Annotated in this window: 15 protein-coding genes; 6 read left to right on the forward strand and 9 right to left on the reverse strand. The window is 37.2% G+C overall.

Annotation, left to right across the window (positions count from 1 at the left end; translation table 11 throughout):
- Positions 1-97 precede the first annotated feature (97 nt).
- Positions 98-1,144 carry a dTDP-glucose 4,6-dehydratase gene (gene rfbB / locus ACN0U3_RS09190; RefSeq protein WP_417265980.1) on the forward strand — a complete coding sequence of 349 codons (1,047 nt, stop codon included), beginning with the start codon at positions 98-100 and terminating at the stop codon, positions 1,142-1,144.
- Positions 1,145-1,147: 3 nt separating this feature from the next.
- Positions 1,148-1,894, forward strand: a complete 747-nt coding sequence (locus tag ACN0U3_RS09195) for a tyrosine-protein phosphatase (RefSeq protein ID WP_417265981.1) — start codon at positions 1,148-1,150, stop codon at positions 1,892-1,894.
- Between the two features lie 52 nt (positions 1,895-1,946).
- Here ACN0U3_RS09195 and fabD read toward each other — a convergent pair whose 3' ends face one another.
- Positions 1,947-2,834 carry an ACP S-malonyltransferase gene (gene fabD, locus ACN0U3_RS09200; RefSeq protein ID WP_417265982.1) on the reverse strand — a complete coding sequence of 296 codons (888 nt, stop codon included), beginning with the start codon at positions 2,832-2,834 and terminating at the stop codon, positions 1,947-1,949.
- Between the two features lie 226 nt (positions 2,835-3,060).
- Here fabD and ACN0U3_RS09205 point away from each other — a divergent pair, with 226 nt between their 5' ends.
- The 4 genes from ACN0U3_RS09205 to ACN0U3_RS09220 all read left to right on the forward strand — a co-directional run bounded on the left by ACN0U3_RS09205 (position 3,061) and on the right by ACN0U3_RS09220 (position 7,048).
- Positions 3,061-3,972 carry a metal ABC transporter solute-binding protein, Zn/Mn family gene (locus ACN0U3_RS09205; RefSeq protein WP_299201028.1) on the forward strand — a complete coding sequence of 304 codons (912 nt, stop codon included), beginning with the start codon at positions 3,061-3,063 and terminating at the stop codon, positions 3,970-3,972.
- Positions 3,972-4,706: a metal ABC transporter ATP-binding protein gene (locus ACN0U3_RS09210; protein ID WP_417265983.1), complete on the forward strand. Its 735-nt coding sequence runs from the start codon at positions 3,972-3,974 to the stop codon at positions 4,704-4,706. The genes ACN0U3_RS09205 and ACN0U3_RS09210 overlap by 1 nt, the downstream gene beginning before the upstream one ends.
- 64 nt (positions 4,707-4,770) lie before the next feature.
- Complete coding sequence (locus tag ACN0U3_RS09215; protein ID WP_417265984.1) at positions 4,771-5,895, forward strand: metal ABC transporter permease; 1,125 nt, start codon at positions 4,771-4,773, stop codon at positions 5,893-5,895.
- The gene (locus ACN0U3_RS09220) at positions 5,888-7,048 is read left to right on the forward strand and encodes a metal ABC transporter permease (RefSeq protein WP_417265985.1); all 1,161 of its coding nucleotides are present in this window, start codon (positions 5,888-5,890) and stop codon (positions 7,046-7,048) included. Before ACN0U3_RS09215 ends, ACN0U3_RS09220 begins: the two co-directional genes overlap by 8 nt.
- Before the next feature lie 3 nt (positions 7,049-7,051).
- Here ACN0U3_RS09220 and rlmF read toward each other — a convergent pair whose 3' ends face one another.
- The 8 genes from rlmF to ACN0U3_RS09260 all read right to left on the reverse strand — a co-directional run bounded on the left by rlmF (position 7,052) and on the right by ACN0U3_RS09260 (position 21,262).
- The gene (gene rlmF / locus ACN0U3_RS09225; RefSeq protein WP_417265986.1) at positions 7,052-7,960 is read right to left on the reverse strand and encodes a 23S rRNA (adenine(1618)-N(6))-methyltransferase RlmF; all 909 of its coding nucleotides are present in this window, start codon (positions 7,958-7,960) and stop codon (positions 7,052-7,054) included.
- A gap of 90 nt (positions 7,961-8,050) precedes the next feature.
- Positions 8,051-9,217 carry a hypothetical protein gene (locus tag ACN0U3_RS09230; RefSeq protein ID WP_417265987.1) on the reverse strand — a complete coding sequence of 389 codons (1,167 nt, stop codon included), beginning with the start codon at positions 9,215-9,217 and terminating at the stop codon, positions 8,051-8,053.
- 173 nt (positions 9,218-9,390) lie between these two features.
- Positions 9,391-9,966: a hypothetical protein gene (locus ACN0U3_RS09235; RefSeq protein WP_417265988.1), complete on the reverse strand. Its 576-nt coding sequence runs from the start codon at positions 9,964-9,966 to the stop codon at positions 9,391-9,393.
- A 40-nt stretch (positions 9,967-10,006) separates the two neighbouring features.
- On the reverse strand, positions 10,007-12,031 hold the full coding sequence (locus ACN0U3_RS09240) for an OmpA family protein (protein ID WP_417265989.1): 2,025 nt from the start codon (positions 12,029-12,031) through the stop codon (positions 10,007-10,009).
- A gap of 85 nt (positions 12,032-12,116) precedes the next feature.
- Positions 12,117-13,112 carry a PorP/SprF family type IX secretion system membrane protein gene (locus ACN0U3_RS09245; RefSeq protein ID WP_417265990.1) on the reverse strand — a complete coding sequence of 332 codons (996 nt, stop codon included), beginning with the start codon at positions 13,110-13,112 and terminating at the stop codon, positions 12,117-12,119.
- Positions 13,113-13,119: 7 nt separating this feature from the next.
- Positions 13,120-16,812 carry a PKD domain-containing protein gene (locus tag ACN0U3_RS09250; RefSeq protein WP_417265991.1) on the reverse strand — a complete coding sequence of 1,231 codons (3,693 nt, stop codon included), beginning with the start codon at positions 16,810-16,812 and terminating at the stop codon, positions 13,120-13,122.
- A gap of 16 nt (positions 16,813-16,828) precedes the next feature.
- Positions 16,829-17,791 carry a type IX secretion system membrane protein PorP/SprF gene (locus tag ACN0U3_RS09255; RefSeq protein ID WP_299201058.1) on the reverse strand — a complete coding sequence of 321 codons (963 nt, stop codon included), beginning with the start codon at positions 17,789-17,791 and terminating at the stop codon, positions 16,829-16,831.
- 6 nt (positions 17,792-17,797) lie between these two features.
- Positions 17,798-21,262: a PKD domain-containing protein gene (locus tag ACN0U3_RS09260; RefSeq protein WP_417265992.1), complete on the reverse strand. Its 3,465-nt coding sequence runs from the start codon at positions 21,260-21,262 to the stop codon at positions 17,798-17,800.
- Positions 21,263-21,310: the final 48 nt, after the last annotated feature.

Genomic DNA, 21,310 nt, shown 5'->3' on the forward strand with positions numbered 1-21,310 from the left:
CACATTATGGTAAACTGTTCTTAGGGAATCGACTCAAATCTTATTTCACAGGTCGCGAGGATTAGATTATTTAATAACATTATAGATAGAAAATTAAATGAAAACTATTTTAATAACAGGTGGCGCTGGGTTCATTGGTTCGCATGTCGTTAGACGAATGGTGAATCGTTATCCGAATTACAATTTTGTGAATTTTGACAAATTAACTTACGCAGGTAATTTAGAAACGCTTGCAGATGTTGAAACGAAGTCAAACTACACTTTTGTAAAAGGAGATATTTGTAACGTCGAAGATATTAATGATGTTTTTTCAACTTATAAAATTACAGATGTTATCCATTTAGCAGCTGAATCACATGTGGATCGATCTATTTCTGGACCTATGGAGTTTGTACTGTCGAACGTTGTGGGAACAGTAAACTTAATGAATGTGTGTAAAGCCCATTGGACAGACTTATCAAAACATATTTTTTACCATATTTCAACCGATGAGGTTTATGGAAGTTTAGGGCAAGAAGGATTGTTTGAAGAAACTACAGCTTACGACCCAAGAAGTCCTTACTCAGCTTCAAAAGCTAGTTCAGATCATTTTGTGAGGGCATATCACCATACTTATGGATTGAATATTCGTATCTCTAATTGTTCGAATAATTATGGAAGTCACCAATTTCCTGAGAAACTCATTCCATTAATGATTCACAATGCGGTTGAGGGTAAAGATTTACCTATTTACGGTGATGGATTAAATGTTAGAGATTGGCTTTGGGTTGAAGACCATGCCAGTGCGATTGATTTAATTTTCCATGAAGGAAGAAATGGTGAAACTTATAATATTGGTGGACTAAATGAATGGACCAATATTGATCTTGTAAAACGTTTGGCTACAATAATCGACCAACGACTCGGAAGAGCGGAAGGAGAAACGGCAAAGCAAATCAAGTTTATAAAAGACAGGGCTGGACACGACAGAAGATACGCTATTGATGCATCTAAATTAGAGGCAGAACTCAATTGGAAGCCCTCAATTACCTTTGAGGAAGGTTTAGATAAAACAGTAGACTGGTATTTAAACAATCAAGAATGGGTAAAAAATGTTGTTTCTGGTGAGTATCAAACTTACTATGAGAATCAATATAAATCATAAACTATGAACGTTTTTAAGTCGATTTTTGGCCAAAAAAACAAAGCGCCTTTCGATATTAGCGCTCTTAAAGTAGATATGCACAGTCACCTTATTCCTGGAATAGATGACGGTTCACAAAGTATGGATCATACCATAGGAATGTTATTGCGCTTTGTTGAATTGGGATATGAAAAAGTGATTACAACTCCCCATATTTTATATGATTATTATAAAAATACCCCCGAAATTATTCTTTCAGGCCTAGAAGAGGTGCGTGCTGAAGTTAAAAGACTAAATATTCCAATTGAAATAGAAGCAGCGGCCGAATATTATTATGATGATCACTTTCTAGAATTATTGGCCAAGGATGAAATTTTAACCTTTGGAAAGAACAATGTCTTGATTGAGTTTTCATTTGGAGCAAAGCCCAATAATATTGATCAATTGATTTTTGATTTGAAATCGAAAGGCTATCAACCCATACTCGCGCACTATGAAAGGTATTTGTTTTATCTGAAAGATGGAGTTGAGCCAGCCAAAAGATTCCGCGAGAAAGGCGTTCATATTCAAATGAATTTGAATTCACTTACAGGACATTATGGAAAAGAAATCAAAAGACAAGCGGAGCTCATGGTCGACCATGAGGTTATAGATTATCTAGGAACAGACTGTCATAGAATTGAACACTTAGATATTCTTCAAAGTAACTTGACCCGAAAGCACTTCAGAAAGCTAAATGACATGAGCTTTAGAAATAAAGACTTACTATAAGGGTGTTTTGTTGTAAGGACGCTCTGCAAAACGTCCCTACAACATTAACACATTATTCTCCTATCGTAGCACTAGAAGTAGGGAACTTTCTATCTACTTTTTTAAATAAACCTTGTAAAACTTTTCCTGGACCCACTTCGATTACTTCTTCACATCCATCAGCAATCATTTGTTGCATGGTTTGTGTCCAACGAACTGGCGCAGTTAATTGTGCAATAAGGTTTTTCTTAATTTCATTGATATCGCTTACTGCATTTGCAGTTACGTTTTGGTAAATAGGACAAAGTCCTTCCGTAAACGGTGTTTCTTCAATTGCTTTTGCAAGCTTTTCACGTGCAGGCTCCATTAATGGTGAGTGAAATGCTCCACCAACTGGAAGAGGTAAAGCCCTTCTTGCTCCAGCTTCAGTTGTTTTTTCACAAGCGATTTCAATTCCTTTTTTAGAACCTGAGATTACCAATTGTCCAGGACAGTTGTAATTTGCTGCAACTACCACCTCGTCAATGTCTGCACAGATTTTTTCTACTACTTCGTCATCTAATCCTAAGATAGCCGCCATTGTAGAAGGTTCTGCTTCACAAGCTTCTTGCATTGCTAAAGCACGCTGATAAACCAACTTTAACCCATCTTCAAAAGACAATACTCCATTGGCTACAAGTGCCGAAAACTCACCTAATGAGTGTCCAGCAACCATGTTTGGTTTGAAATCATCACCCAAAACTTTAGCTAAGATTACAGAGTGTAAAAATATTGCGGGTTGAGTTACTTTTGTCTCTTTCAACTGCTCATCTGTTCCACTGAACATAATTTCTGTAATGTCAAAACCTAAAATCTCATTGGCTTTGTTGAATAATTCTTTTGCTACAGGAGAAGTCTCGTAAAGGTCTTTTCCCATTCCTATAAATTGGGCCCCTTGGCCTGGAAATACATATGCTTTCATAGTCTGTCTATTTTGTGTGGCTAAATTAAAATATTTTAGCTGAATTAGACTTTAATTGACTTGTAAATAATACGGTATGCTTGATTACAGTAATTGAGAAGGTTTTACTTTTTATGATTCACCTGCATGATAGAGTTGAAAATGATTCATTTCTAAGACAATAATCCTTTTGAATTACTGAACACTATTTATAATTTTCGTATCTTCGCAACAAATATTTAGATTAATGAAAATAATTGTATATATAGCATTTTGCCTCTTGATTTTACAGTCTTGTAGTGATGATCATTCAGAGAATAAACGCTTCACTGTCGTAACAACCACCACAATGATTACAGACTTGGTGAAGAATGTAGGTGGAGATATTGTTCAAGTTGAAGGATTAATGGGCGCAGGTGTAGATCCACATTTGTATAAGGCAAGTGAAGGAGATGTACTTAAATTGTCTAATGCCGATATGGTTATGTACAATGGTTTGCATTTAGAAGGAAAGCTAGAGGATGTCTTCGAAAGAATGAAAAGTCAAAACATGAAGACCATTGCTGTTACGGATGTGCTTGACAAAAGTGACTTATTAAGTTCAACGCTTTTTGAATCTAACTACGATCCTCACATTTGGTTTAATATTGAATATTGGGAACGTATAGCACATTTTGTAGCTGAAAAACTAGGTGAGTCACTTCCGGAAAAAGCAGATATGTTTAAGGAAAATGCTGAGAGTTATGGGAAACAATTACAAGCCTTGAAAGCGAAAGTAACAGAACAAATCGCAACACTTCCTGTTGATCAACGCAGGTTGGTTACAGCACATGATGCCTTTAACTATTTTGGGGAGGTTTTTGAATTTGATGTTGTGGGACTACAAGGATTATCTACGGCCACCGAAGCAGGAGTAAAAGACGTACAACAAACAGCGGCTTATATTATTGATCACAAAGTGAAAGCCATTTTTATAGAAAGTTCTGTTCCGAGAAGAACGGTTGAAGCATTGCAAGCCGCAGTAAACTCAAAAGATCATCAGGTAGAAATTGGAGGGACTTTATATTCTGATGCCCTGGGGAACCCTGGAGAAAAAGAGGGGACCTATATCGGAATGTTTGAATACAATGTCGAAACGATTGTAAATGCACTGAAATAATGGGGAGAATAGCAGTTAAAGTAGATGACCTAACAGTAGCGTATAATTATAAACCCGTGATTTGGGATATTGACTTGCAAATTCCAGAGGGTGTATTAATGGCAGTTGTTGGGCCAAATGGTGCGGGAAAATCAACTTTAATTAAGGCTATTCTTGGAATTCTAAAACCCATAGCAGGAAGTGTCACGATTTTTGGCAAACCATATAAATCACAACGAAAACATGTGGCCTACGTACCGCAAAAAGGGAGTGTCGATTGGGACTTTCCTACAACTGCGTTTGATGTAGTTTTGATGGGGACCTATGGTGATTTAGGATGGATCAAGCGACCTGGCCTGAAGGAGAAAAAAAGAGCTCTGGAAGCGCTAGAGAAAGTCGGAATGTTGTCGTTTAAAAATCGTCAAATTTCTCAACTTTCTGGAGGACAACAACAACGTGTATTTTTAGCCCGAGCCTTGGTTCAGAATGCTTCCATCTATTTTATGGATGAACCTTTTCAAGGTGTTGATGCAACAACTGAGGTGACCATTATTAATATTTTAAAAGAGTTGAGAAAAGCGGGAAAAACAGTAGTGGTTGTACATCATGATTTACAAACAGTACCCGAGTATTTTGATTGGGTGACTTTCCTTAATGTGAAAAAAATTGCAACTGGCCCAGTGAAAGATATTTTTAACGATGACAATTTAACGAAGACATACGGAATCAATTACAAGGTAAGTGTGCAAAAATGATTAAAATGAAAAATTAATAATGTGAAACCGAAGGCACAAATTGAAAAAAAACGGTAAATAATTAATGGGAATAATTGAATATATACAACTCGTTTTTAGCGATTATACTTTGCGAACCATTACCTTAGGAACTGCTGTCCTTGGAGCAGTAACAGGTATGTTGGGCAGCTTTGCTGTACTGCGAAAACAAAGTTTATTGGGCGATGCTATTTCTCATGCCGCATTACCTGGTATTGCTTTGGCATTTTTATTTACTGGAGCAAAAGATTCCAATGTGTTATTGATAGGCGCCTTAATTAGTGGACTTATCGGTGCTTTTTGGATCCGGGGAATCACCACTAAAACACACCTGAAAGCTGATACTGCACTTGGACTGATACTATCTTTGTTCTTTGGGTTTGGTATACTGTTGCTAACATTCATTCAAAAACGACCTGACGCAAATCAAGCAGGATTAGATAAATATTTGTTTGGACAAGCTGCTACCCTGGTAGAAAGTGATGTCTGGTTGATGGCTTTTGTTGCTGGCTTATGTGTCTTGGTCTTGTTGTTTTTTTGGAAAGAATTTAAAATTTTGTTGTTTGATAAAGATTACGCACAAACTCTAGGGTTTAACACCAAATTTATAGATGCTTTAATTACAAGTTTTATCGTGCTGGCTATTGTTTTAGGATTACAAACTGTAGGTGTGATTTTGATGAGCGCCATGCTTTTAGCCCCAGCGGCCGCAGCAAGACAATGGACCAATAGTCTTGGAGTGATGGTTTTTTTAGCCGCTATATTTGGTGCAAGTGCGGGTGTGTTTGGAACGGCAATCAGCGCAACGCAAAATAATTTATCTACCGGTCCAGTGATTGTTTTAGTGGCTTCTGTATTTGTACTTTTTTCTTTTGTCTTTTCTCCTAATCGTGGGTTGTTGTTTAAACGAATCCGCTTGATTAGAAATAGAAATGATTTAGAGCTTCAAAAAACATTGACTTTTATGTACCATATTGTACAAGATCATGAGGACATTTCTCACCCTCACGCCATCAAAATTCTAAATAACTTTAGAGGATACAGTAGAAAAGGATTGAAAAAGCTCATCGATAAAAATTATGTAAAAGTAGAAGGGGAGATGTGGAGTTTAACCGAAGAAGGTTTCCTGCGTGCAAGTAATTTGTATAACCAAAACGAGAAAGATGACTAGCGCACAATTCGAAATACAGATGATTGCCTGCTTAGTTGCAGTGGCTTGTGCTATCCCAGGTACTTTTTTGGTATTGCGTAAAATGGCCATGATCAGTGATGCAATTAGCCATTCTATCCTGCCAGGATTAGTGGTAGGTTTTTTTATAACTCAAGATTTAAATTCGCCCTTGCTTATTTTATTTGCCGCTTTAACCGGAGTTTTGACAGTGGTGTTAGTAGAGAAAATACAGCAAACAAAACTAGTAAAAGAAGATACTGCTATTGGTCTGGTTTTCCCTGTCTTGTTCAGTATTGGGGTAATAATGATTGCGAAATATGCCAATGATGTCCATTTAGATGTTGATGCCGTTTTGCTCGGAGAATTAGCCTTTGCTCCTTTTGATCGAATTTATTACGGAACAGTGGATTTAGGTCCTAAATCTTTATGGGTAATTGGTACCATTTTGTTGGTGACTTTAATTCTATTGTTCGCTTTTTTCAAAGAGTTAAAAATGAGCACTTTTGATGCTGGCCTAGCGACTTCTTTAGGATTTTCTCCTGTAATCATTCATTATGGATTGATGAGTGTGGCCTCCATTACAACGGTCGGTGCATTCGATGCGGTTGGGGCAATTCTTGTCGTAGCTATGATGATTGCGCCTGCGGCTTCAGCTTATTTATTAACTACCAACCTGAAAAAAATGATCGGTCTGGCTTGCTTTGTTGGTGTCTTTAGTGCCATATCTGGTTATTGGTTAGCCAGTAGTTTAGATGCTTCCATCGCTGGGAGTATCGCCACAATGCTAGGTTTGGTTTTCCTGATCATATACTTGTTTGCTCCAGACAAAGGATTTATTGCTGTAATTTATCGTGAAAAGCAACAACGTAGAGAAGTTATGTTGATTACTTTCTTGTTACATCTTAAAAACCATAATGAAATAGAGGAGCGCCATGTCAACCACCTCAATGAACACATTAATTGGCAAAAAGTCCGCAGTAAAACAATCTTAAATTTAGCACTTAAAAACAACATGATCCGCATTTCCGATGATGTAGTTGCTCTTACGGATAAAGGAGATGAATTTACTTCGAAAGCCATCGATTATATCTTAACCAACGAACATGGTTTAATCGAAGATATGAAAAAAGATTTCTTCTTATTTAGAGGATGATTTCTAATACCTCCAAGCCAACACACGTGTGATTTTATTTCCAGTTCCCATAGGTATTTCTTTCACCTCTTTTGCGCCAACTTTGATTAAGGCATTGTGTAAACCCTTTAGATTTGATTGTTTTGAAACCAATGTTGTAAACCAAGTCACATTCTTTGCAAATGCTTTACTTTCTTTAATCATGTTGTGGATAAATACGTATTCACCACCTTTAAAAATGAGTTCATTACTTACTCCAGCAAAGTTAAGTTGTGGAGATTTAGTGTTTTTACCGGTCAGATTTTTGACTTTCCTTCGCGTTCCTTTAAGGGCTTCTTCTTTTGATGAGTGAAATGGCGGATTGCAAATGGTAATGTCGATCTTTTCATCCTTCTCCATAATCCCGAAGAAAATATTTTTCGGATTTGTTTGTAAACGACATTCTATTTTACCTTTTAAGGATGGATTTTCTTTGATGATATTTTCGGAAGAAGCAATTGACTTTGGGTCTACATCTGCACCAATGAAATTCCAACCATATTCTATTACTCCAATAATAGGATAGATACAACTTGCTCCTACACCAATATCCAGACAAGTAATTTGATCTCCTTGAGGAGTCGTACCGGAGTTTCCTTCGGCTAGAAGATCAGCGATGTGATGAATATAATCTGCTCTTCCAGGAATGGGAGGTGTTAAATTCTGTGCCGGAAAATTCCAAAATTTTATTCCATAATAATGATTTAAAATCGCTGTGTTTAATGATTTTACTGCACGTGCATCTGAAAAATCAATAGACTCCATCCCGTATTTGTTAGGTTGGATAAATGACTTTAAATCACGACTAATTGTCGTTAGTGCTTTTAAGTCGTATTTGTTCTTGTTTTTATTACGGGGATGAAGTCTGGACTTCTTTTGATTTTCTGAGGACATGTATTATTTTAATGCAAAACTACGCTTATTTGCTGGATTTTGATCTGCTTAAATCATAAATTAAATGATTCCACAGACTTCTTAAAATAATTACATTCTCGTTTTTTCTCTTTTATTTCTAACAACTCTCCCATTTTGAATGATGTAACTTTTATTCATAAACTTAAAAGTTTCTCCTTCAGCTTTATCGATTAAATTGGTAAGATCTTCATTTATTGTATGAACTGACCCTCCAGTTTTACGGGCAAGATTTAAATACTGATTGTTGATGTTGAACTTCGTTCCACATAATAGGACGCGTACTGGAACTTTAATGTCCTTAATTAAAGAATAATCCCTTATAGGTGAATGGTTATCTGCTATGAGAATAATTTCTGTGGCATGTGGGTATTTTTTTTGGGCTTCCAAAATGGCTTCAACATCATTCTCCTGTGAATCTCCACTACAACCGTAAGACACACCTTTTAGAAGTAGTTTTCTAAATTCTGCATAGTCTTTTGTGGTCACGCTATGAATACCTCCAGTGTGACCGATTCGTTTGCTTGAATTAGGTCGACCATTCCCATCATTGAAAAGTACGATATTGGCTTGTTCTGTTTTATTCATCTTTAATAAAAACCAAAATGCGGTCTGTTCCATATACGGATACATGCTACAGGTTACATCGGCAACTATAGTGGAATTCTTCCATTGATTACGTTTAAAAGCATTGATGATTACTGGATTGTCTTTAAATTTTTTAAGGCTTTCTTTCGTAATCTCTACACTGTCATTTTTAGGTAAGTTATTATATTTTGATATTTCTGTATAACTCAATGCTGATGTTTGTTCAGGCAAATAGTAGATTACCGCTCCATGAAACATCATCTTGGCTTGTGATTCATTGTTGCAATACATCTGACGTACAATACTCCAAGAGATTGATTCATTTTTAATGAGATCGGAACGAATACTCAGCATATTTAAAATGCGTTGTTTGTTCAACTCTGTGATGTCCTGCTCTTTTGGATAGTTGGTGTACACCAAATCGATTTGGATTATTTCAACATTTTTTAATTCTGCCTTGTCCATCACCGATAAAATTTCTGAAGAACCATAATTCATGTTCACAACTGATGTGCCCAAATATGTACCAGAAATTCGATAAATACCTGCTTTTTTTTCAGGTTGATTAATTATATCATCTGCTGTTCTTGATGCTTGTGAAAATGAACCGATTGACAAAAAGATAAATAAGATGCTTGAAAGTGCTTTCATAAGACTAGGTTTTTATTGTTGGGGTACAGTTATAATGTATACCAGATGATTTGGTTACATTTTTTAAATAAAACCCAACTCAGTCTTAAATGTGCCGAAATATAAAACACGCATCAGTTTCATGCGTAGACAAGTGAATAATACGTTTTTTCGGAATGTAGTGTAAAGGATAACTATCTTAAAATTAGTTTTAATTCTCGTGTTATTGCTCCTTGTGGATATTTGGTGTCGTCTAAATAACTCATCAAGGTCAATCTTTTACCCTCTAGCATCCAGTTAAAAGATTTAAATGCTTGATGGTCATGTTTGAAGACAGCATGATTTGAAGTTGATTCTGGATTTCCCAGCTGATTTTCAAAATGTGCTATCACTAAGTTTTCGCAATGTGTAAATTCAGAAAGGTACGTATCTATAGCATTTGATTTTATTTTTGTAAAAAACTCCATTTCATCTGTGCCACCCGCTTCTTCCCAATAAAACTTAGGGTATGTTTTTAAAGTCAGTTCTAATTGTTGAATGAGTTTAGTTTCAGCATCGTATAAATACACAAGGGTTAATTCTTCTATTGTACCCAACTCTATAAAATACTTGTAATTGGGAAGGGCTCCTCCTCTGGTCTCAAAATCCAATCCTTCAATAGTCGGAAGAACATCGATTGAGTCTCCTATTTTTACTCCTCTAAAATCAATTCCATCACTGCAAATAATAGATGTAAAAAGTTCGTTTTCTAAAACTTTTGTGTTTTTCATAGTGTTTTATTAAAATGAGTCCAAAATAAATTGTTCTCAATTATTCAGACTCAACTTTAAACCCTTCACCAACAACTTTAAAGGCCGTTCGTCTATTTAATTGGTTTGCTTTTTCTTGATTACTTTTACTTAGTGTTTTGATAAACTTTTCAGTAAGTACTTGTTTGTTTCCTTCAGCGTCTAAAATTGGATTTTTTTGTTCATCCACCCAAATTGTTGGACTCCCTTCACCGTATCCTATTGCTTTTAATCGGTCCTTATTTATACCTTTCTGAACTAAATAATTCACACAAGACTGAGCCCTTCTTTTCGATAAGTCTAGATTGTATGCGTCAGAACCTTTGTAATCTGTATGAGAATTCATTTCAACCATTAAATTGTCATTTAATTCTAGCAGTTTATACAAAGTATCTAATATTTGCTTTGAAGCCGGACGAAGTCGGTCAGAATCAAAGTCATACTCAATTCCTTCAAGTCTAATTTCATCTTCAGGAATTGGATCGAGATAGAAGTCTTGTTGTAGTTTTGTAGATTGTGTAATTGATTCGGTATTTACAACTGCGGCATCAGCAAAATAATTTTCTTTTTGGGCTTTCATAAAAATCATTTCTCCAATGTTGATGTCGATGGCATAATAACCATTTTCATCTGTAGAAACTTGGTAGTTTGCTTTTTCTCCAGTAACATCTTTAATGCTGATGTTTGTATTGGGTAGAATTTCATCAGTTTCCATATTGTAAGCATAACCATCTAGGGAAATTACAATTGCGCTATTTCTAACTTCGTAAATGTTATAACAATGTCCGAATTCGCAAATTTCTCTATCAGAAGAAAGAAATCCTGATTCTAATTTTGCATCCCAAATCATATAGGTATCATCAAAACTTGAATTAATCGGTGTTCCCATATTTAATGGAAGGGAATAGATTTTCGTGTCGGGATGACAGTCACTTTTAAACACATCGAACCCACCAATAGAATTGTAACCATCGGAACTGAAAAATAGGGTAGAAGTAGCTTCATGGAAGAAAGGTGTTACTTCATTTGCGGACGAGTTAACATTAGGTCCTAAATTGATTGGACCACCGACAAAACTTCCCTCTTCATCCAACTTTATTTTCCAAATATCAAATCCGCCTTCACCTCCAGGTCGATCACTCGAAAAGTATAAGGTTTTGCCGTCCATTGAAATGTATGGTTGTTGAGATGAATATCCTTCAACATTTACTCTTTCGTCCAATTCGTATGCCTCAAAGAATTTACCATTCATCATTCTGGCCAAATAAATTTTTGGATGAATTCTGTTTTCACTCCATCGTGTATAAAATATTGTATTCGTGTTGTTGATAGATGATGCAGCATCATGCTGAGCACTGTTTAAAGGTCGTCCAAAGTTGACTGCTGGTTTCCACGTGTTATTGTCCTTCTCGGCCCAGTATACGTCACATAAATATTCAGATTGTTGTTCAGGGTCTAGAATAACTCCTCCAGGACGAGCAGATGTAAACATCACTTTGTCTTCACTGTTGAAATATGAAACAGCAAATGAAGTTGATCCTGTATTAAAAGTTGAGTCAGCAAGTTCTACAACAGCCTCGGTTTTTGCTCCTGAATCGTTAAGGATAAATAAACATCCACGCATTTGTGTTTTCGCAACTTCAACCAAGGAGTCTGATTCGGGACTTGATCGAATAAAAGATTCAAATACTTCTATGGCCTGTTCGCATTTTCCATTGTTTTTTAGCGCATTTCCATAATAGTAGGCATCATTTGGATAACCTTCTGTTTGGTATGTTTTGGAAAACTGTTCTTCAGCGCGTTTGTAGTCAAAAGTGTTTTTGTAACACATGGCAATTTGATGATTGGTATAATCTTCTATTGTCACGAGTTGACTGTCCATTTCTTTTTTCTTTTTGGACAGTGCACGGTTCGTCAATTGAACCTCATAAGGTAAGACTGGTTGTGAAAGCGCAATGGTATCATTCAGTACTTTTTGATAATAAATCAATGCGTTGTGGTAGTCTTCTTTTTCATAAAGTTGATCAGCTGTGTTTAACCAAACCATTTTGGATTGTGAAAAGGTCACAAACTGTATTGTGCAAAATAATATGAATAGTATATTTTTCATTTTGGGCTGCTATGGTGATGAATTACAATCGAGGACAAATTTTTTCGAAATCTTTATTTCTTCGTTTACTATGAACGTAGGTCAATGAGGCTTCAAAACCTCCTCTTCCTGAAGATGCTGTAGAAAGAGTAGACATGTTGATGTCATAGGCAAGTTTTAATGTGAATCGGTCGAGCTTACCACCAATGGTGATTGCTGCGGCATCTTTATTTCTGTAAATAAGTCCTCCTAATAAATATAATTCACTGTTCTTTAAATAATATCCTGCTTCAAGCGCGATGGTTTGCTCACTGAAGTTCTCTTGTTGCATAAACAAGAACTTAGGAATTAAATAAAAAGTCTCAGTGAGATTTATTCTTGTTCCGATATGTGCATAGAAACGCATTGGTAATCGGTTGTCAATTCCTTGAAATGATTCTTTAGCACTCACCAAATTGAATGCAGAAACTCCAATAAAAGGATTCAAACGTCTGTTTTGTTGTGCGAAATAATACATTAATCCAGCATTAACCGAAGGCAAGTAAATCGTTCTCGCTTCTATGTCTTCACCAGTGGCAATGGTTTCATCGAAAAAACCTCCATTATTGGGAGAATACTGGTTGTTAAATGACAATAGGGGATACTCAAGAGATTTCTGAACACCGCCTCCTTGAACGCCAAAAGAAATCATGTGATTTTTGTTTTTGTCAAGTGCGGTATTATAAGCAGCCGAAACCAATCCTTGAAGGGAGTTATAGTTTCCTTGACCTGCACGGAATTGGTTGACTTGAACTCCAAATCCCCATTTTTTAAAAGGCATATCGAAACTCAACAAATATGTGGTGTATGGTTTGTAATTTACCGATTTCCATTGAGTTCTGTATTGGCCATGCAAACGGAAATCCCCATCGACAATGCCAGTTAAAGCTGGATTTAAAAACAAGGGTGCAGCGTCATACATTGACAAGTGTGCATCTTGGGCTCGGGTTGATAGCGACAAGCCTATTGCTGATATTAGTATGATTAGAATTCTATACATTGTTCTATTATCTTATAAGGGTAACATCCCCTGATTTTTTAATAATTTGACCATTCCCCATTTCGACAACAAAGGTCCAGGTGTAGACCCCTAATGGAGCATTTTCTCCTTTGTAGGTACCATCCCAGCCATCACTTTGTTGTGTTGAGGTAAAAATCAATTCCCCCCAATTGTTGTAAACTTTAAAATCTACGGAATTAAATGGACCACCACGAATAATAAACACATCGTTATCTCCATCTCCATTTGGTGTAAAGCCAGTTGGGAGAACAGGCAATAATTCAACGGTAATCAATTTTGTAATTGTATCTGTACAATTATTTTCGTCGGTAACTTTAAGTGTTACATAGTAACTTCCTCCATTTGTATAGTCATGAATTGGGTTTTGAATATTGGACGCTTCACCATCATCAAAATCCCAGTACCACCCTAGTATGTTTGTTCCTGTTGATAAATCTGTATATTGAACATCTTGACCTACAAGTGCTGGATTCGGATTCATTGAGAAGTCAGCCGTTGGACTTTGGATCACCGCTACCGTAATGGTAGTATCAGCTGTACATCCGAAATCAGAAGTTGTTGTTAAAGTCACTGGGTAGCTACCTGCAATTGGGAAAGAGAAACTTGGGTTTTGGGCAGTGCTGCTTCCGAACCCGTAGAAGTTATAATTCCAATCTGTAATGCTTCCCAAAGGAATTGTACTTAAATCGTTGAAAAAGATTTCATTCATTTCACAGGCTACTGTATTAGAGAAGTTCGGTATTGGTGCGTAATTTACTGTTAAATTCTGATCAAGTGTGTCCGTACAAGAGTTACTCCCTGTCACTATTAACTGAACTGTGTAATCACCTCCTTGGTCATAAATGTGTTGTGGATCACTTAATGTTGATGTGGTTCCATCACCAAATATCCATTCCCAATTGGTAAGAGAACCTGTAGAGAAGGAAGAGTTGTCGATAAAAACAGCATTGTCATACTGACACACTGAAGCAACATTGAAATCAGCCGTAGGAATCTCTCTAAAGAGAACCTCCATGGTGTCTTTTACTGCGGCACAACCGTAGTTGTTGGTGGATTCTAAAATTAAGGTAACACTACCATTGGCTACATCTCCAGGGGACGGAATGTAAACCGTTGAAAGAAATGCGTTTCCAGGGGTAAATGTTCCTGTACCTAATGATGACCACGCTCCAGCCGGTGAAGGAGAGGTGATGTTTCCTGAAAGTTGAACTGCTGCATTCTCACACAACTGTTGGTCAGCCCCTGCATTTACAATTGGGGATTTTACAAAGTGTACCCGCAAGGAGTCCATGTTTCCTGAACATACGCCTGTGGTCGAAAGGAAAAAATCTACATAACCATTGGTCGTATCTACTGGACTCACAGTATAAGATGTGTTCAGTGAATTTGAATTGGCAATTGTACCAAAACCTGAAGTGGTCCATTGTGCTCCAAATCCATTGGTTATTGTTCCTGTTAATGGAATCAGTTGATTGGTTTCACAAATAGAGTCTGAAGTGGTAATGTCTAATGTTGGCTGTGGAGTAATATTCACCAATAAGGTATCTGTTTCTGCTAAACAATCTTGGTTGTCAAGCGAAGTTAAGACCAATTGGAAGCTTCCGTTCGCTACATCAGTTGGATCGATTAAATAGGTTGTCGTTAAATCATTTTGGCTAGGAGAAAAAGAACCAGCTCCAGTGGTTGTCCATTCTCCAGTTGTGGTTGCTCCACCAATAATCCCTTCTAAATCTACTTCTGTTTCATCTGAACAGATATTCACATCAGTTCCAGCATTAACTTGTGGAGCTGGTGTGAAGCGGATAACAACAGTGTCCGCATCATTATCACAAGCAAAGAAACTACCTGCTGAAGTAAGGAATAATGCAACACTATCTGCATCGATTTCTGCAGGAGAAGGAGTGTAGGTCGTCGTTAAATTGTTTGGATTTCCAAAAACACCACCATTACCATTACTTGACCATGTTGCTGTAGTTGCAAACTGAACTCCTCCTGTAATAATGATGTTTGGAATGTTATTTTTACAATAGGTTTGATCAGGATCAACAGATACAATTGGAGATTGTATGAAGTTAACGCGCATTGTGTCTGTAACTGGGTTACAACTTCCTGTAGAAGTTAATAAGAATAACAACTCCCCTTGTGTGTAATCACTAGCGGTAGGAGTGTATGTGGTGGTCAATGAAGTTGCATCTTGAAATGAACCTGTTCCATTTAAAACAGACCATTCACCTGTAGAGGTTGCTCCTTTTATATTTCCCGATAGGGCAATAGAAGGGTCTCCATTACAAAGTGTAGTGTCTGGTCCTGCATCAATAATTGTTCGACGAAGGAAAGAAGACATATAGTGGTAATAGGTTCCTGTTGTTGTTCCTCCATTAATTACTCCCATGGCAAAAAAGTCAGAGGTGTTTTCAAGAAGGTTCATTGAGTTTACAGGGATATCTGTTAAGCTACTAAAATTCAATTGACAACCACTCCAAAGCCCTCCTGTGCCTGGAACAACATCAAACGCAGACCCTGGAATCAAAGCGTTACTTCCATTCAATAAGAAGTCATTGACTGCTGAAGTTGGACATAGAATATTCAAAAAGAATCCTTGGTTATTGGTTCTGGTAAAACTTACCTGAGCAGAACCAGAACAGTTGATTGGAGGAAGGATCGCTGAACCTAATTCACATCCAAATCCTGTTGCTTGCAATACATACACTGGTTTGTCTGAAATCACATGTGATAAGTCATCGACAATAGTGTGGTTCCATGTGTCTCCTCGATTCAATTGCTGAGTTGTTGTTCCTCCAATGGAGGTAATGGTTACCTCTGTGAAGTTTTGTGTTGCAACAACGAATATTCCTTCTTGAACATCGGAAAACATACTTCCTTTGTTGACAATATATTCGTTTCCAATCACTTCAATAGGAACAATTTGGTCTCCCATTAAATCTTTACATGTTCTTGGTTCTCCAGTAACAGAGTCTTCAGATATCGTCACCGCAACTGGTTTGTCGGAGGTGATAATAGAACCGCTTAAACTTCTTCCAGGTTGGTTAACATTTTGATAAATATTTTCAGCAGTGTAAACCTGACCCTCATTTAAGGTGATCGAATAAGTCACTCCAGCAGGATGCCCAACAATATCGGTACGCGGTGTAATCCAAACTGTCGTATTGTTTTCAGTGGCTACAATGCTAAACATTTGTTTTGGTTGTGTACTTCCAGAAGACATGTTCCAGTTGGGCCATCTGGTTTGGAATGGGGTAACAAACTCGGTCCCTACACCATTTCCTCCTTTCAGAGAGAAGGTCTCAGGGTTGTTTCCTGATGTTAGTATCTCATAAACCACTGTAACTAAGGTGTCGGCAACTATTTTTACACCGTAATCAAGTGCTGTATTGGCCGGTTTAGCCTCTAGGGTATTGATGATTGCTGAAAGGTCAACCGATTCAAGTGAGTTGGGTGGAATAACAACAGTATTGTCATAACCTCCAGCAGGCTGGTAAATCCTCACCGTAGTGGGCTTGTTGAATGTAGATATTCTAAATTTAACAGGGTCATTATCGGCATGACTAGGTGTTACCCATGGGGCAGCAAACCAGAATACAGAGTCAACTTGTGAGACGACAATTTGTGTATAAGACAAAAATGCGAAAAGGAGAATGAATATTTTCTTTGCTTTCATAATGATAGGGTCTTACTTAATTAGTAGTTTCTTTATTGGTATCCTCAAGAATGCTATTGTTGAGTTTATCATCCAATTCTTCTAATGTTGGTTTTTTGTTGTTGATGATAAAAGAAAGCATGATTTCATGCGATCCTGAATTGTATTTTCTTAGTGCGTTGATTGAAATGTCATATCCGTAAGCTATGGTTAATCGTTTATTCCATGTGAATCCTGCATTTACTCCAATTGCATCATCATGACGATACATCACTCCCAAAGAATATTTATCGTCATATTTTAATTTTAACATTGGCGCAATAAGCAAAGGAACGGGTTCGGTATATCGAATCAATACACTGGGTTGTAATTCTAGTTTGCGTTTTTCGAACTGAATGTTGTAACCTGCAATTGCATTGGCATGGAATTGAAGTTGAGAATTGAAACCTGTAAACTTGATCATTCCTCCTAAAATTCTTTGGGCTGAGGCCATAATAAAGAATTTGTCAGAATAAATGTTGAATCCCATATTGATGTCAAATGCATTGGTTGAATGAACGTTTCCTGTAAATACATCATCTCCTTCATCTGCTTTAATGGCATCATATAAACGAATTCTATATTGAAAATAACCAGGTTGTATTCCCAAGCCGAGCTTCACTTTTTCACCGAGTTTGAAATGGTGTGCATAGTTCAGTCGAATTCCAGTGCTGTTCATCAACCCAGAATTTTCATTGTACACTCCAAGTCCATATCCAACCTTACCTTTGTTTTTCAATGATCCCATTAGGTTGAAATAAAAGCTAGAAGGAGCTCCGTCAAAACCAACCCATTGGGCACGGTAACCAGCATTCATTTCTTGCACTTCCTTACTTCCTGCATAGGCAGGATTATAGAAAAACCTATTCATCATAAAGTCAGAATACATTCCTATTTGTTGTGCTTTTGCTGAAAAAGTTGTCAGCACGATTAAGGCAAATATGTATAGTTGTTTCTTCATTGTTTTCTATTTCGATTTTCTTAATACCAACAAAGCACCTTTAAATAGTTGGTCTTCCTGGTTGGGGTTGAGATTAATGATATAGTAATAATTTCCATCAGGAACGTCTTCACCTTCATAGGTTCCATCCCATGGTTCTGTGTACCCTTGAGACATGAATATTTGTTGTCCCCATTGGTTGTAAATTTCAACTGTTGCTTCTGGATACAGTAATTCAATAAAAGATAATTTCCATACATCGTTATAGCCATCTCCGTTTGGTGAAATTACGTTGGGAATTAATTTTTGAATCTCTTGAGTAACGTTATCAATGGATACCCATACAATTGTACTGTCAAAACAGCCTAGGTCATCATAAACATATTGAACTACTGGGAATGTCCCGTTTTCAAAATAAACTGTACTTGGATTTTCTAAATTGGATGCTTCACCATTTCCAAAGGTCCAGTCCCAACCAGTAGAGTACAAGGAAGTATCTATAAAATTATAGGTTGTTCCTACGTTGGTTCCACTGGTGAAATTGAAGGTGAATCCTGCCTTTGGTGGTGGGGTGATTTGAATAGGTTTTACGATTGTATCTGAACAGTTGTGGTTGGTTGAAACAATGTGCATCACACTATACGTTCCTGGATTATTAAAAACAAAATCATAATCTGGTAGATTGATAGTACCTTGACCTCCAAAATCATAAAACCATGTATTAATTGGGTCGACAGAATTTGATTGATCCGTAAAGCTAACTGTTCTTTGATTGTTGTTACATGTTGCAAGATAGTCGAAATCTGCTGTTGGTAGAGGGAAGATTTCAATGTTCTTTTGGATGGTGTCAGTACACCCATTGCTGTTTGTAATTATAAGTTCTACATCGTATTGACCATCTTGGGTATAAGTGTGGGTAGGATTAAGTTGTGCTGAGGTGTTTCCGTCACCAAATGACCACGCACTTTGTGTAATTGAACCGTAACCTGCAAGTGAGAAGTTATCAAAACTCGAATTCTCATTTAAACAATTATCAGCAGTATTGAAGTTAGCATAAGGTGGTGCAACAAATATAAACTGAACAACATCATTTTCTGAATTACAACTGCCATTGTCCGTAGATGTCAATGTTAGTGCAATTTGTCCAGACGAAATTTCAGACGCCGTTGGTGTATAAATTGCATTTAAGTCTGTATTAGAAGGGGAAAAAGTTCCCATTCCACCTGTCCATTCTCCTGTGCTTGTTCCACCCACAATAGATCCATTTAAAGGAATAAGTGAGTCATTGGTGCAGATCAATTGATTAGTTCCAGCCTCTACATCCGGCGCATCTGTATATTCAATATATATACTGTCTTGTTCATATTTACATTTCCCATTTGATGTAGATCGAAGGTATGCCCATGTTCCCGGTGTAGATAAATCGTTTACCCCAGGGTAATAGCTTGTATTTAAAGAAACATTGTTCGGATTGAAAATACCGTCACCTGTAGAACTCCATACTCCTGTTGTAGTTGGTCCACTCACGGTACCGCTAAGTGAAACCATGCTATTGTTGGCACAAACAATAACGGTGTCTTGTAGAATGTCAACTACAGGCGGTGCAGTGATGGTAATTTGAATGGAGTCTTTTTCTGCTAAACAATTTCCATTGTTGGTTGAGGTTAACATTAGTTTTACACTTCCGTTTGTGATGTCAGCAGCTGATGGAGTATAAACAGCATTAAGTGTATTTGCATCTGGAGTAAATGTTCCACTCCCAAAGGTTGTCCACTCTCCTGTAGTAGAACCTCCTTGAACAGAACCGTTAAGGTCAACATCCGCATTGTTTGCACAAACTGTTTGATCAACAGAAGCATTGACCAATGGAGGGTCTTCCACAATGAGTAGGAAAGTGTCTTTTTGGGCAGGACACAATGCGCTACTGGAGGTGAGGATGATTTCAATTGGGCTAATTATAGCGTCTAGAGAACTCGGAACATATTCATTGTTTAGATCATTGAGACCATTCGTAAATGTTCCATATCCAGTGCTGCTCCAAGAGCCTTCTGCAGGACCACCTCCAACTGTTCCATTGAGGGGAAGACCTACATTAGCACAAACTGTTGCATCACTTCCCGCATTTGCAAAAGGGGTACTCATGTATTCTGTTAGATAGGTATAGCTAAATCCAGTACTTACTGTTCCTTGTAAAATAGCTAAACCAAATATGTCTCCTGTGTTTTCAATATCTGTTAAAGAATTTAAAGGAATTTCTCCTGTCGTAAAAAACTTTTGTCCAACCATTAACGCTCCACCTGATCCTGGAACAGCAGTAAAGTCTGATGCATTAATGATTCCAGTTGCACCATTTACAGTAAATAATCCTTCGTTACCTGTTCGGGTGTATAAGATTACTCCAAAATCGTCACCTGAACTTCTATAAACTGAAGCCAGGTCATCACCTGCACAGTATACGTTAGGAACCAATGAAGAACTGAGTTCACACCCCATAGAACTTACATGATAAACATAGACAGGCTTGTTCGATTCGATATAAGCAACGTCATCCGTCAAGATGATTTCATGTGCTTCTCCCCAACTGATTGAAGCGGTTGTGATAACAGAAGTGTTGATGGTTAAGTTCGTAGTGTTTTCTGCAGCTAAAACATAAATCCTATCGGTGGTTCCTGTTCCTTTTCTTACGACAAATTTAGTTCCTAATCGCTGAATATTCGTCATTTGCTCTCCTATCGCATCTATACACGCACCGTTTTCTAACCCGTCTTCAAATAGCGTAACGGCAACTGGTTTGTCGGATGAAACAATTGAACCCGAAAGGGTAGAGCTTGCAGAAATATTCATATTTCTAGCACTATAGGTTTGTCCTTTATTTAATGTAATTGAAAAAGTCACATCTTGTGCGTGTCCAGTAATCGCAGCTCTTGGAGTTATTAGGACTGTTGTATTATCTTCTGTAGCTACAATATCGAAAGAAGAGAATGCGGCAGGCCCAACAACTGCATTGTTCCAGTGCTTTTGAAATGGCGTATAAAACTCTGTTCCTAAAGCATTTTTACCCTTTAAACCAAAAATTTCTTTGTTACCAGAACTACTGATCTCATAACTCGCGGTAATTAAGGTGGTAGCGCTTATTTTAATTCCGTTATTGTTGATGTTGTTTCCCGAAGGAGATACAAGAGCTGCAATAAAAGGTGTTAAGTCTATGCTTTGGTGATCATTTGCAGCAAGGGAAATAGTTATTGGCGTAAATGATCCATTTGCTGGTAAACTGATGGTAACACTTGCGGGATCAGCATAAGATGTAATGTTTAATGAAATAGGACTGTTTCCTATTCCGCTTGAAGCTCCTGGAGCAGCAAACCAAAAAGTGGTATCCTTTTGAGAAAAAGTTATCAGTGGTAAGGATAGAAAAACAACAAGTGCTAAAATCGTTCTATTTCCTTTTCTTAAAATACGCGATAGAAGGGTGGTCTTTTCAATATTAGTCATACAATGAAAATATAGTGCAGCTTAAATTAGGTATTAAGCTTTGTTAAT

The organism is Brumimicrobium sp., assembly GCF_048268645.1.
In the GTDB taxonomy this organism is placed as follows: domain Bacteria; phylum Bacteroidota; class Bacteroidia; order Flavobacteriales_D; family Crocinitomicaceae; genus Brumimicrobium; species Brumimicrobium ulvae.